General features: G+C 63.0%; 13 protein-coding genes. 5 read left to right on the forward strand and 8 right to left on the reverse strand.

The window, feature by feature from the left end; all coding sequences use genetic code 11:
* Positions 1-2 precede the first annotated feature (2 nt).
* The 3 genes from JFC13_RS08340 to JFC13_RS08350 all read right to left on the reverse strand — a co-directional run bounded on the left by JFC13_RS08340 (position 3) and on the right by JFC13_RS08350 (position 3,670).
* Positions 3-1,388, reverse strand: coding sequence for an MBL fold metallo-hydrolase (locus JFC13_RS08340; protein WP_198396632.1), 1,386 nt, complete (start codon positions 1,386-1,388; stop codon positions 3-5).
* Positions 1,389-1,472: 84 nt separating this feature from the next.
* A complete protein-coding gene (locus JFC13_RS08345) occupies positions 1,473-2,669 on the reverse strand; it encodes an NAD(P)/FAD-dependent oxidoreductase (protein WP_198396633.1) in 1,197 nt (398 codons plus the stop codon).
* 200 nt (positions 2,670-2,869) lie between these two features.
* Positions 2,870-3,670 carry a GntR family transcriptional regulator gene (locus JFC13_RS08350; protein ID WP_332839364.1) on the reverse strand — a complete coding sequence of 267 codons (801 nt, stop codon included), beginning with the start codon at positions 3,668-3,670 and terminating at the stop codon, positions 2,870-2,872.
* 134 nt (positions 3,671-3,804) lie between these two features.
* Here JFC13_RS08350 and JFC13_RS08355 point away from each other — a divergent pair, with 134 nt between their 5' ends.
* Positions 3,805-4,080 carry a hypothetical protein gene (locus JFC13_RS08355; protein WP_232488378.1) on the forward strand — a complete coding sequence of 92 codons (276 nt, stop codon included), beginning with the start codon at positions 3,805-3,807 and terminating at the stop codon, positions 4,078-4,080.
* A 9-nt stretch (positions 4,081-4,089) separates the two neighbouring features.
* Here JFC13_RS08355 and JFC13_RS08360 read toward each other — a convergent pair whose 3' ends face one another.
* The 5 genes from JFC13_RS08360 to JFC13_RS19315 form a co-directional block, all read right to left on the reverse strand.
* Positions 4,090-5,244, reverse strand: coding sequence for a PQQ-binding-like beta-propeller repeat protein (locus JFC13_RS08360; protein ID WP_198396635.1), 1,155 nt, complete (start codon positions 5,242-5,244; stop codon positions 4,090-4,092).
* Positions 5,244-6,191, reverse strand: coding sequence for a cytochrome c biogenesis CcdA family protein (locus JFC13_RS08365; protein WP_232488379.1), 948 nt, complete (start codon positions 6,189-6,191; stop codon positions 5,244-5,246). The genes JFC13_RS08360 and JFC13_RS08365 overlap by 1 nt, the downstream gene beginning before the upstream one ends.
* A complete protein-coding gene (locus JFC13_RS08370; RefSeq protein ID WP_198396636.1) occupies positions 6,191-6,934 on the reverse strand; it encodes a DsbA family protein in 744 nt (247 codons plus the stop codon). Before JFC13_RS08370 ends, JFC13_RS08365 begins: the two co-directional genes overlap by 1 nt.
* A 67-nt stretch (positions 6,935-7,001) precedes the next feature.
* Positions 7,002-8,255 carry a hypothetical protein gene (locus JFC13_RS08375; protein WP_198396637.1) on the reverse strand — a complete coding sequence of 418 codons (1,254 nt, stop codon included), beginning with the start codon at positions 8,253-8,255 and terminating at the stop codon, positions 7,002-7,004.
* A gap of 6 nt (positions 8,256-8,261) precedes the next feature.
* Positions 8,262-8,996 carry a DsbA family protein gene (locus tag JFC13_RS19315; protein ID WP_198396638.1) on the reverse strand — a complete coding sequence of 245 codons (735 nt, stop codon included), beginning with the start codon at positions 8,994-8,996 and terminating at the stop codon, positions 8,262-8,264.
* Positions 8,997-9,138: 142 nt separating this feature from the next.
* Between JFC13_RS19315 and JFC13_RS08385 the strand changes: the two genes are divergently transcribed.
* The 4 genes from JFC13_RS08385 to JFC13_RS08400 all read left to right on the forward strand — a co-directional run bounded on the left by JFC13_RS08385 (position 9,139) and on the right by JFC13_RS08400 (position 12,451).
* Entirely contained in the window at positions 9,139-9,714 is a 576-nt protein-coding gene (locus JFC13_RS08385) for a hypothetical protein (protein ID WP_198396639.1), read from the forward strand.
* Positions 9,711-10,100, forward strand: a complete 390-nt coding sequence (locus JFC13_RS08390; RefSeq protein WP_198396640.1) for a BlaI/MecI/CopY family transcriptional regulator — start codon at positions 9,711-9,713, stop codon at positions 10,098-10,100. Before JFC13_RS08385 ends, JFC13_RS08390 begins: the two co-directional genes overlap by 4 nt.
* Positions 10,097-11,083 carry a M56 family metallopeptidase gene (locus tag JFC13_RS08395; RefSeq protein ID WP_198396641.1) on the forward strand — a complete coding sequence of 329 codons (987 nt, stop codon included), beginning with the start codon at positions 10,097-10,099 and terminating at the stop codon, positions 11,081-11,083. Before JFC13_RS08390 ends, JFC13_RS08395 begins: the two co-directional genes overlap by 4 nt.
* 93 nt (positions 11,084-11,176) lie before the next feature.
* The gene (locus tag JFC13_RS08400) at positions 11,177-12,451 is read left to right on the forward strand and encodes an MFS transporter (protein WP_198396642.1); all 1,275 of its coding nucleotides are present in this window, start codon (positions 11,177-11,179) and stop codon (positions 12,449-12,451) included.
* Positions 12,452-12,496 lie beyond the last annotated feature (45 nt).

A 12,496-nucleotide genomic window follows, 5' to 3' on the forward strand; every position in this document is an offset into this window, starting at 1 on the left:
TCCTACTTCTGGGCGGCCTGCCAACCGAGGTAACTGCCCTCGAGCTCAACGACACGATGACCGGCTCTGCGCAGGGCGCTGGAGGCCACGGAGTTGCGTACTCCGCTCTGACAGAATGTCACGATCGTCGCGTTCTCCGGCAGCTCGTCCTGGTGCCAAAGGACACGACCCGCACTGAGCTGCTTGGCACCAGGGATCGACCCCGCCGCGTATTCCGAGGCGTTGCGGACATCGAGGAGCAGATCGTAATCGGTGGTGCTGAGATCGGACGGTGAGACCATTTCGGGTATCATCACAGGCAGCTCCTCGAGGCTGCTCACAAACCCTGTGACGTCGTCGATGCCGACTCGAATCAAGTGATCCCACATCAGCTGCGCAAGGTCCTGATCCCGCGCGAGTAAGACGAGTGGTCGGGAATCGGCCTCAGGATCATATGCCCAGCCAGCATGAGCGGCAGGTTTGCCACTGACCGGGACGTTGATCGAGCCGGGGGCGGTGCCCCGATGGACCTCGTGCTGGCTGCGAGTATCGACGAAGGTGATTGTGGCTTCCTCCACGCCCTTCTTCACCACCTCGGCGTCAAGCTCCGGAAGGAGGTCCCGGTGACCGAGGATCTGTGGTCCGTCACGATTCTGTCGCTTCATCCGTGAGAAGTAGGCGGGAGCATCGGGCTGTCCCTCGAGGAGTTCGTCGATGAAGCCCTGCTCGTCGTCGGCTGCGAGGTGGCGACCCCACCAGGAGAAGTTGCGCTCGTATCCGACCGTGGTCGTAGGCACTGCGCCGAGAGCCTTGCCGCAGGCGCTGCCTGAGCCGTGGGCAGGGAAGATCTGAACGTAATCGGGCAGCGTCAGCAGCTTCTCGCGCAGACTGTGGAAGAGCTGTTTGGCGCCTTCGAACCGAGTGTCGACGCCGCCTGCGGCCTCGTCGAGCAGATCGGGGCGGCCCAGGTCACCGACGAAGACGAAGTCGCCGGTGAAGAAGTAGCCGGGCTTGTCGGCCGCGGCCCCATCGGTCAGCCGAAAGGAGAGGTGCTCAGGAGTGTGCCCGGGCGTGTGATCTGCGGTGAGGGTGAGGTTGCCGACGGTGATGGTGCCGCCGTCGTGGAGACGCTGACCTGCGAAGCCGTATTGCCAGTCCTGTCCGCCTTCGCCCGAGACCCAGATGGTCGCGTCGGTGGCCTCGGCGAGTTCGCGTGTTCCGGAGAGGTAGTCGGCATGGATGTGGGTCTCTGTGACATGCAAGATGCGCATGCCCTTGGACCGGGCCAGGTCCAGATAGACGGAGACGTCCCGCCGAGGGTCGATGACGATGGCTTCATTCGTCTGCTGGCAGCCGATGAAATAACTGGCCTGCGAGAGGTCTTCGTCGTAGATGCGTTCGAGAAGCATGATGGTTCTCCGATGTTCGTGATGTGCAATTGTTCGCGAATGGATGGGGCACTGCTGCGTGTGCCGCAGTGCTGAGCCAAGAGGTCAGGCACGCCCCTTGAGGATGAGGTTCCAGTACATGGCCGGCAGGCCATAGCGCTTGAGATACCACATGTCGCGACGTTCGTGCGTGGTGTCGATGACCGGGATGCTCGGAGCCGGCTGCATGCTGTAGTCGAACTCGGCCAAGAGCATGGTGGTTCGCGATGTTGTCAGCGGGCAGGAGGCATAGCCCTCGTAGCGGCCGTTCATGGGGCGGTGCTCCATTGTCGCCAACAGATTCTCCACCACCACCGGAGCCTGTTTCCGGATGGCGGCACCGGTTTTGGAATTCGGTGACGAGCCCGCGTCGCCGAGGGAGAAGATCTCGGGCCAGCGCACATGCTGCAGAGTGTTGGCATCGATGTCGACGTAGCCGTTCGGGTCGCCGGGCTTAGCCACTGGGCTCTGTTTGATCCAATCCGGCGCGGACTGCGGTGGGACTACGTGGAGCATGTCGTAGTCGAGCTGTTCGCTGTTCTGTGCCGAAGTATCTGTGATGGTCACGGACTGAGCTGTCGGATCGATATCGGTGACCTCGCTGTTGAAACGGACCTCGATACCGTAGCGTTCCACTACCTTGTCGAGCTCCTTGGCGAAGACTTCGACTCCGAACATGCCGGGAGTGGGAAGGACAAGAACCACTCGGATGTCGTCCAGTACCCCCTGCTGCCTCCAGTAATCGGCTGCCAGATAGGCGATCTTCTGTGGAGCTCCGGCGCACTTGATCGGCCCGGAAGGCATCGTGAACACGGCGGTTCCCCGTTTCATGCCCTTGATGAGCTTCCACGTCTTCGGTGCCAGCTCGAAGTCGTAGTTGCTCGATGCCTGTGGCCCTGCGATAGCTTCGGTCATGCCGGGCACGCGGTCCCAGTCGAGCTGCAGGCCGGGGGAGACGACAAGGTAGTCATAGCCGACTTCGCCACCGGAGGCGAGTTTCACGGTGCGTTCATCCGGCTCGATCTCAGACACTGAGTCCTTGACCCAGGCAACTCCCTGCGGCATGACCTGTGTTTGGGGGCGGACGCTCTCCCTGCGCGGGGCTCTGCCTCCGCCGACGAGTGTCCACAGCGGCTGATAGTAGTGCTCGGTGCGTGGTTCGATGATGGCGATATCGCCCTGGCCGGCGTTGCGCAGACGTGCGGCCACGCTGAGGCCCGCATTTCCTCCGCCGATGACGACGATCCTATGATGCATGCTCACTGTCGATCCCTCCTTGGCCAATTGGCGTCCGCCGCGGTTGGCCGACGGCACAGAGGCAATTTCTGCAAATGGTCCGTTCAAATGTTCGTACATATCTAATGTACGTACATTTATCGCTGAGGGGAAGCCCTAGGGAGCATTGATGGGCAGGACTTGCAGCGTCAGGTGTGTCGCAAGAAGAGGAAGGAGAGCAGCAGGACTCAGGGGTAGGTGGTTGTGACGGTGAAGCGATCGCCGCGGATGAGAGTTTCTCGCCATTCCAGTGCCCGGTCGTCGATTTTGCCCAGGCGCTCGATGAAGAAGGCCGCCGAGCCGGGCTCGGAGTGGAGGCGACTTGCCTGCTCAGCGGTGAGGTTGATCGAATGCACGGTCTCCTCTCCTGCAGTCAGGGTGAGATTGCAGCACCGCTGCAGGGCATCGTAGAGAGCGGTGTGGGTCAGGTTCTGTTCGAGCACTCCGCGCGCTTCGTGGGTCAGCCACACGCGATCAATGGCCAGGGGCTCATCGTCGGCATACCTCATCCTCGCGAGGTAGACCAGATCTGCATCCGGTCCGACGCCGAGGCGTTTCGCGACCTCGGGATCCTTGCGCAATTCAGCCACGTCGATGGTGCTGCGTTGTGTCATCCCTGATTTCTGGACCGCGGCGAAGAGGCTGTAGACCGGACCGAACCGACGTTCCCTGGCAACATGGACGACCTCGGAGGGGCGCCCAGGCTGAGCCGTGACAAGTCCTTCTTGGCGCAGGGGCGTCAGCGCTGCACGGATCGTCGAGCGGCTCACGTCATAATGCTTTGTGAGTTCGAGTTCGCCCGGGAAGGTGTTGTCGAACTCTCCCCGCTTGATCCTTTGTTCAAGGTCCGCTTTGACTTTGGCCCACAGCGTCCGGTGGCCAGAGTTGTTGCTGCCTCCGGTGTTGCCGCCGGTCGAATCGATGTGCCCAGATGATGCCATGGCACCAGTCTGCCCGAATCCTTCGTCTTTTGCGGCAACGCTGACCACTGTTGACTCCTTGACCATCCTGTCTGTGGCCGGCTGGGCCAGAATCCATCCCGAGAGGGAGCTGCGAATCGGCCATCACTGAAGTCACCGTCAACAATAATCGGCTGACGATCATCTTTCCCGGGTGGGAGCGAATGATGGCACGACGCCGTTTCCCTTCTGTTCCCCTCACCGCGATTCGCGCCTCCGAGGCCACTGGGTGGCCCTCGGAATTCCTCGGCCTGCGAACAGGGCTTAACATCTCCGGCTATCGGAAGCTGGGCACCCACCGACACCCGAACGGAACGCGTCGTCTCGTGGCGATGAAGGCCGGCGAACCGGTGCTGCGCATCCGCTTGGCCGATATCCCTGAGAGCGGGGGATTCGACGAATTGCTCATCTCCACCCAACGCCGCCGAGGTGGAGGCTGAGCTTCGGCGTTAACCCTCCGCGGACTCCTCGACCACCCTGTCCGTGGCCAGCAGGGTTCGGTCACCGGCCCGCAGAGTCCCGTGGCCCTTCGGCGTGAAGACGTCAGGGACTGCGACGATGCCCGATCCCTTGGCCGGGTATCCTCGGGCGATGATGCCTGTTGCTGCATTGTGGACCCGCAAGGACTCGCCCTCGCGCAAGTAGATGAGTCCGCCGACTGCGGCTTCCAAGACCATAGACTTCGGCAGAGACACCGGCAGCTCGTTCGCCCCTGTCGCGTCGATGACCGTCAGGCCCTTCGCATCCCGTGTGATGATCTTCTCCGAATTCGCATCGTGGGCGATCTCGCTGGCGGAATCATCAAGGACGTCTCCCGATTCTGCATCGATGACTGGTCCGGATCCGTCCTCCGCATCAAGGTGGATGAAACCGTCGACCTGGTCGGGGAATGCTGTGAGTCCGTCGGCGTTCCAGTCATGTTCCGACAGCGGGATCTCCCAGACGGTCGCTTCGCCGGTTGTGGCGGAGAGCGTGTCCTCGTCGACGCTGAGGATCGTCCCCTGATACTCGCCGAGGACACGTGCTCCCGACGATGCTTCGCCTGCGACTTCACCAGTGTCAGGCTCGAGGGCCACGGTTTCCGAGCCATCGTCGGAGGAGAAGACGGCGCCAGGGCCCTGTATCGGACCGGGGACCTCGGTTGGCCCCCACTTCTGTTCGCCCGTTTCCAGGTCGTAGGCGCTCGCCGTCACCCCGGTGTCGCAGGTTTCATCGGACGACGAATCGGTGAGCACCGCCAACGGAGTCCCCTCGCTGTCCGCGGTGACACTGAAACCGGTGCAGCCCGTGGGCCGCTGGGCCTGCCACAGGGTGGTGCCGTTGCTGTCGACGGCGCTGAAGTCCAGCCGATCCTCGCTGCTGCCTGCGGACAGGAACACATCGCCGAGGCGCTTGACGTCGAGATCCCAGTCCGGCTCCACGAGCTCGAGCGGTTCGACGATCAGAGGCAGCTGCAGGTCGGAGGCATCGACTGCCTCGAGTTCCGTGCCGACCTGCTTCGGTTCGCGTTCGAGCTCGGGCGGTTCTTCGGCCGAGGTGCAGCCAAGGAGGGCCAGTATGGTGGTCAGCCCGATGGTCAGGCTGACCAATCCTCGCCTGGCCATCAGGGCCTCAGCTCGTCTCTGCCCCGGTTCGGCGCCTTCGCGGTCTCCGACCCGGTCTCTGTCTCCGATCCGGTCGCAGTCTCTGTCTGCTCCTGACGCTCGTCCCTGCCCGTCCTGTCCCTGTTGCGACGGCGTTCATGACGGAACCACAGGGCGATGGCGACGACTGCCAACAGGCAGACGACGAGGATGTCGACCGTGGTCGACGTCCAGGAGCTCGCCCATTCCTGAATATGGGCAAGGGTTGAGGTTGAAACCAGCGACGGTGCCGAGACCAGACCATTCGTCATCCAGAACACGATGCCGATGAGGATCATCAGGGCTCCGGTGATCATCGAGATGACGGGTAGCCGGCGGCCGAAGAAGTTGACCGAGCCACCGCGCATGACCGACCTGGCTCGCGGCCCCATCCGCGACCACAGGGCTGCGATGATGAACAGCGGCACGACCATGCCGGCTCCATAGATCGCCAGCATCACACCGCCGAGGAATACGCTGCCTCTCGTAGCCGCCAGAGTCAGGACCGCGCCGAGGATGGGTCCGGAGCAGATTCCGGCAATCCCGCTCGTGGCACCGAGGAGGAAGGTCTTCGTTGCTCCTGTCGCCGTTGCGGACTTCGACCTCATGGCGTCGGCACCCGGCAGCGCCCGAGCGGGGTCGAACCCGAATCCGAAGAACTGGACGATGCCGAGGATGACGAGGATCACCGAGGCGACGAGGACGATCGTTCCGCGATAGGCCGTGAAGATTGCTCCCAGGGTCCCTGCTCCCATCCCCAGGGGGATGAGGACGAGCAGCATTCCAACGTAGAAGATGACACCGTGGAGCAGCAGTCGTGACCCGGCCCCTACCGTGGAGCCGAAGAAGGCCGGCAGCAGCAGTGCCGCGCACGGGCTGAGCAGTGCGAGGACTCCGCCGATGAAAGCGCTGAGTAATCCGATGTCCATCAGTTCGCTCCTTCCAATTTCTGTTCTATGGCGTCGACGAAGACGCTGGTGGGCTGGGCTCCGACGTAGGGTTGATCGCCGAGGATGAACGTCGGAGTCGAGAAGGCGCCGAGTTCGGTGCCCATATTGGCGTTCTTGTCGACAGCCGCGGCTGTTTCAGAGGAGTTCATGTCTTTCTCGAACTGGTTCATGTCGAGGCCGATATCGGCGGCCACGGATGTCAGCGCTTCGGGAGAGAGCTCCTCCGGCGGACGTGGTTTGCCTCCGGCGAACAGCTTCTCGTGGAACTCCCAGTGCTTATCCTGCAGAGCGGCCGCGTATGCCGCCTTGGCGGCCTGTTCGGACGCGGAGCCGAAGACGTTGACCTCGCGCCATTCGATGCGCAGATCATCGGAGTCGACGTAGTCGAGCATCTTCGGCAGAGTGTCCTGAGACCAGGCCGCACAGTACGGGCACTGATAGTCGGAGAAGACGACGAGAGTAACCGGAGCATCCACCGGACCGTCGGCCAGAGGGTCGTCATCGTCGCTGTCGAAATCGCTGACATCCTTCTGCTGGGGATCCTCGACCTCGGTGACGACGACATCCGACTCCTTCTGTCCGGCGGCGGTGGTCTGGTCAGAGTCGTCGCCCTGCTCTCGATCCATGAAGAGGATCATGAGCACGAGAGCCAGGGCCGAGGCGATGACCACGAGGGGTATCCACCAACGGTATTGGGGCCTGAGCGCTTCGTGTTTCGGCATATCACCACTCCTGAATTACTATGAAGCTGAATAAAGTGCATGTCGTGGCGGGCCAGTGCTGCCACGTTCATTCCTGACTCGTGATCAACAGCGGTGTCTGTGGATCACCGATGAGCGCGGCACCGGATTCGGAGATGTGGTGTGGGGCTCCGAGCTGCTTGGTCGCCTTGAGCAGTGGAGTGTCCTTCTTGATGGGACTGCCGTCGCGAGCGGATCTGGCTGTGACTGACTGCTCCTCCTGGTCCGAGTCGCTCTCGTTCTCCGGCTCGCTCCCACTCTCTGAGTCGAAGGTGATGAGACCTGCGCCCACTGCGGAAACCTCGGCGTGGGCAGGCAGCGGTGTGCTCCAGCGTTTGGTCCCATCGGCGTCGAAGCCGTGCAGTTCGGACCCGACCGTGACCAGGGTGTCGCTCGATGAATCGAACCAGGCCCCAGAGATCTCGGAATCGACGGTGGCACCCGAGCGCATGTCGATCAGGGTCCGCATGTCGCTGTCGGCGTCGCCCAGCAGTGCATGAGTGGTGCCGATCGGTTCCCAGGGCACCTCTCTGGCCTCGGACGTTGACATGCTGAAGTCCTCGGCGGCTCGGTTCCATAGCTTTTGTCCATCGAGATCCTCACCGACGATGTCACTTCCCTGGCTGCGAACGAGATGTTCACCGAACAGTGCCACCACACGTGGCGAGGCGTCACCACCTTCACCTGCGTCCTCTCCTTCGGCGGCGACCACGTCTCCGGTGGCCGGGTCGAGTGCGGTGCGGGGACCGCTGGGTCCGATGTAGTCCTTCGGTGCGCCTGCGAAGATGAGGCCGTTGCCCAGCATTGCGCCGGGCGTCTCCACCGGTCCCCACTGTTTCTGACCGGTCTTGAGGTCATAGCCGCTAGCGGTAGGTGTGAGTGAGTTGCCGGTCGAGAGGTCTTGGTCCATGAGGACTGCAATGGGCCCATCATCGGTTGTGGTGACGAGATAAGCGGAACAGGCTCGTGGACGCTGCGCAGTCCACAGGACCTCCCCGGTCGAATCGACAGCGCGATATTCGAGGCTGTCATCGTTCTCGTGCATCGACAGGAACGTCCCGTCCGCTTCCTGGGCCGAGGCATCCCAACCCGGGTCGACGGTGCGAGGCGCAGCGGAATCGCTGTCTGCCTCACCATGATTGGAGCTCGAAGCTTCACCGGCACCGAAACTCGGAGCTTGTGATCCAGCCGAGCTCGGTTCGGATGACTGGGACTCCGAACCGAACGCAGAGCAAGCGCTGAGCGGCAGGGCGACGGCGAGCGCGAGTGGCAGAAACGCTGAGGCGATGGGCCGTGGTCGCACGCCGCCTTACCCTTCCGCCTCGGCGAGGGCATCGTCGACGGCACCGACGAATTCCTTGGTCGGTTGGGCACCCACGAGGGGTTTGCCGCCGATGACGAACGTCGGGGTGCTGGCCACGCCCAGGGAAGAGCTCTCTTGGGCGTTGGCCTCGAACTCGTCGTGAGCGTCGACCGAATTCATGTCTCCCTTGAACTTGGTGGGGTCGAGGCCGAGTTCCTTGGCCGTGGACACCAGTGAGTCGTCGTCGAGCTCGGATTTCGGAGGATGCTCGCCGCCTTCGAACATGGCATTGTGGAACTCCCAGTATTTGTCCTGGAGGCCGGCGGCATAGGCTGCGCGGGCCGCCCTTTCGGACTCCTCACCGAAGACGGCGAGGTCACGCATCTCAATGCGCAGATCACCCTTGTCGACGTATTCCATCATGGTTGGCAATGTCTCCTCGTTCCAGGTGGCGCAGTAGGGGCACTGGTAGTCGGAGAACATGACGAGAGTCACCGGCGCATCGACGTCGCCGACGGCACGGCTGTCGTCTTCGACCCGATGCTCGACGAACGACAGGTCGACCTCTTCGCCCTCGGAGCCTGAATCGCTGCCGGAGCCCGCTTCGCTCTGCGAGTGTGCGTTCGCACTGTCGTCAGAGGGGCCTTGGTTGGCGATGACCACGCCGATGAGTACCGTAGCGAGAACGATGACGGCTAAGGGCACGAGCCAGACCATGGGGCCGCGATCGGAACGGAACACGGGAGCCTCCTTGAAAATGTCGGGTTGGGAGTCGGGTCGGCACGCATTCGAGGCAGCGTGCCATGGAACTTTACTATCTGGCATAGTATACTAACTTCCATAGTAAACGTTTTGTCCGAAGCTGCGCAACGAAGGGACCCTCATGCTGTTCTCCTACCTCTCTGAGGCGGCCCAGTCGCTTCGGATATGGGGCACCCGCCGCATCGTCGTCACCATCGCGGCGGCCGGTGCTTCCGTGTTCGTCATCGGATTGTCCACGGTGCTGATTCCCAACTCCTTCTTCTCCAGAGACATCCCTCCCGAGTGGTGGGACTACCCGGTCTGGATTCTCATGTCGGTCCTCTTGGGCCTGCTCATTGCCACCTATGTCCGCGAGCCCGGCCCTCGCAGGACCGGTTCCCGTGGGAACAAAGACGGTGCCGATGCGGTCGACGATGACTTGGTCGATGAGGACGTAGTCGATGAGAGGGCTGAACGTCGCGGCGGCACATTCGGCACCGTGGGCGGCATGCTCGGGTGGTTCGCCGTCGGGTGCCCTGTCTGCAACAAGATCGCACTTCTGGTGCTCGGCTACACTGGGGCTCTCACATACTTTGCGCCGTTGCAGCCTGTGCTGGCGGTGCTGTCGGTCATCCTGCTGCTGGTCGCGGTGGTCGTCCGCCTCAAGGGGCAGTTCTCCTGCCCGGTGCCCAATCGTGAAAGGAGCCGTCTGTCATGACATCAGCGTCGGATTCGACTGAGAAGTCATCACCGATTCGCCTCGGTGCTCTCGAGCAGCAGGTCATGGACCTGCTGTGGAACGAGGGGTCGTTGACGGTCAGGCAGATCATTGAGGACTTGGACAATGTTCCCGCCTACACAACGATCGCGACCGTGCTGACGAACCTTGAGCGGAAGGGCCTCGTGCGGCGTGAGCGACAGGGCCGATCGGTGCTGCACCGTCCGATCATCAGCCGCGAGGAGCATGCGGCGACGCTCATGCAGAAGGCGCTGCTCAACGGGGGAGACCGGGCGGCATCGATCCTGCACTTCGTCGAAGGCATCGGAGCCGAGGACGTCGAGCTTCTCCGTGGCTATCTCAACTCCAAGGATGAACGCGGATGAGTCTGCTGCTCATCGGCGCCGGCGCAGTCGCTCTGTTCGCCCTCATCTCCTTCATCGGTCCTTTTCTCGTGAGAACGGCCGCGCCGGTTCTCATGCGGGTACCGCGGTTGGCCGTGTATGGGCTCCTGTTGGTGTCCCTCATGTGGTGGGCCGTCGTGGCAGCGCTGAGCCTCATGGCGGCCTCGCTGTTCAAGGGTCCGGACGTTCTGCCCGTTCCCCTTGCCGATGTGTGCCAGCGGTGCCTCATCGCAGCCAGTCCCTTCCCCGGGCTGGCGCAGGTCGACACATTGGTCCCGGTCGTCCTCTTCCTCATCTTCCCGCTTGTGCTCTCGGTGGTCTCCGCCGTCTGGGCGCTGTATCAGCGGACTCGTCGCAGGCAGGCGAATTCGGCTGCAGCTCAGCGACTGCGCCGGGACTCGGCGGTCGCCGATATCAACGGGCATTCACTGAACGTCCTCGATGGTCGGGCCCCGTTCGCGTTCTCACTGCCACAGAAATACGGCGGTGTGATCGTCTCCGAAGCTTTGTGTGCGACCTTGGAGAAGAATGAGCTCACCGCCGTGCTCGAGCACGAAAGAGCCCACGTCGAGGGCGGGCATCATCGGGTGATGGCAATCGCCGACACCTTCGTGCGACCGCTGTCGTTTATTCCATTGTTCGCCGAGGTGGCTGCTTCCATTCCCCTCTACCTCGAGATCATTGCCGACAACCGAGCTCGGCAGGTTGCCGGCACACCGGCTCTGGCCAGCGCTCTCCTCAAGATCGGGCAGCCCACGAGCCAAAGCGACCACCTCGGCGGCCTCCATGCTCTCAATATCGCCGGACCCGACCGCATTCGACAGCTGGTCTCACCGGCCACTATGACATCCGGGGTACTGCCGGTGGTGGCTCTGGTCAGCGTGCTCGCGGCATTCGTCACCGTCTTCTACTCAGTCTTCTACTCCTACGCCACGGTGCTGGCCACCGGATGCGCCATACCCTGACTCACCTCGGTGAAGTGGTCACCGCTCGGACTCAAACCACTTCGGCCACTCAGATGCATATCATGCTGGAAGGGAGCATGAGGAGAGTGATGAGTGGATAGTCGAGAACAACAGGGGCCGACCAGGGGAATGCTGACGATTCTGTTGGGCGCTGTCGGTGCCGGACCGCTTCTGCTCTACGGGCTCAGTGCTGTCAGCGACTCGATCATCGTCGACCTGGGCATCTCGGAGGCTCAATTCGGTCTCCTGGCCACCGCCTGCTTCACCTGCGCAGCCATCGGCAACGCCACACTGGCACGTGTCGCCGACAGGCATTCGGACATGTCCCTCATGACCATTGTGTTCGCACTCGCCGCCGCGGCATTGGCGCTGGTGGCGGTCCCGGCGGGATTCGGAATGCTGCTCGTCGCTGCAGCCCTGTCGGGCATTGCTCAGTCCTTCCCCAACGGGGTCACCAACCGGATCCTCCTCGAACGCGTTCCGGTGCAGAAGCGGATCGGCTGGGTGGGGATCAAGCAGTCGGGGGTGCAGGTCAGCCAGCTGGTGGCCAGTGTGGTCTTTCCGCTGCTGGCCGCGGCCGCAGGGTGGCGGGGCGCGGCCCTGGTCATCGCACTCATCCCGCTCGTCCTTATGGTGATGACCTGGCGTGCGCTGCGTGCCGCACCGCTGCTGGCCGAGACATCGGCACCGGTTGCCGAACCTGATCCCGGCGAACCCGATCTCGCCGAGGCTGCCGACGCCAACGCTGATCCTGCCGCACCGGTGACGCCGGCACCAGCCACCTCGCCGCGGTACCCGGGCATGATGTGGGCACTGGCGGCCTTCGGCCTGCTCAACGGCATCGGGGTCCAGGCAACCAATGTCTATATGCCGCTGTTCTCTGTGCGCGAGTTGGACTTTCCGCTCGTGCTCGGCGGTGTCACGGCCGCGGTGGCCGGTGCGATCGGTGTGGCCGCCCGAGTCGGTTGGGCCAGGCAGATGGCCCGCGGTGCTTCCGGGCCTCGCGTGCTGCTGCTTCTTGCGCTCATCGCCGTCACCGGTGCCGCCTTGTTCTTCGCCGCTGGTGCGACCGGCTGGCCGTGGCTGCTGTGGATCGCGGCGGCACTGCACGGCACCTCGGCACTCGGCGTCTCTGTCGTTCTCATGAGCGCTCTCATGCGGTCGATTCCCGCGACCGCGATGGCGTCGGCAAGTGGAATGGTCACCGCCGGCATGTTCACCGGGTTCGCGCTCGGCCCTGTTGCCATGGGGCTGTTGGTCAGCTCACCCGGTGGCTTCTCGCTGGGCTGGGCCGTTGTCGGACTGGTCTACCTGCTCTGCGCGCTGCTCGCGGTTGTGCTCATTCGCGCAGCGAACAGAGCAGCCTGATCCGGCCATTGATGCGACTGTTCCGGACAGCGGAGGATACTCTCC

This window comes from Brevibacterium antiquum (assembly GCF_016107655.1).
Lineage (GTDB): Bacteria > Actinomycetota > Actinomycetes > Actinomycetales > Brevibacteriaceae > Brevibacterium > Brevibacterium antiquum.

What these genes read in the sequence shown, in the direction of transcription:
- JFC13_RS08340 (WP_198396632.1), bottom strand. Translation starts at nt 1,388, where the DNA reads ATGCTTCTCGAACGCATCTACGACGAAGACCTCTCGCAGGCCAGTTAT.
- JFC13_RS08355 (WP_232488378.1), top strand. Translation starts at nt 3,805, where the DNA reads ATGATGGCACGACGCCGTTTCCCTTCTGTTCCCCTCACCGCGATTCGC.
- JFC13_RS08360 (WP_198396635.1), bottom strand. Translation starts at nt 5,244, where the DNA reads ATGGCCAGGCGAGGATTGGTCAGCCTGACCATCGGGCTGACCACCATA.
- JFC13_RS08365 (WP_232488379.1), bottom strand. Translation starts at nt 6,191, where the DNA reads ATGGACATCGGATTACTCAGCGCTTTCATCGGCGGAGTCCTCGCACTG.
- JFC13_RS08370 (WP_198396636.1), bottom strand. Translation starts at nt 6,934, where the DNA reads ATGCCGAAACACGAAGCGCTCAGGCCCCAATACCGTTGGTGGATACCC.
- JFC13_RS08385 (WP_198396639.1), top strand. Translation starts at nt 9,139, where the DNA reads ATGCTGTTCTCCTACCTCTCTGAGGCGGCCCAGTCGCTTCGGATATGG.
- JFC13_RS08390 (WP_198396640.1), top strand. Translation starts at nt 9,711, where the DNA reads ATGACATCAGCGTCGGATTCGACTGAGAAGTCATCACCGATTCGCCTC.
- JFC13_RS08395 (WP_198396641.1), top strand. Translation starts at nt 10,097, where the DNA reads ATGAGTCTGCTGCTCATCGGCGCCGGCGCAGTCGCTCTGTTCGCCCTC.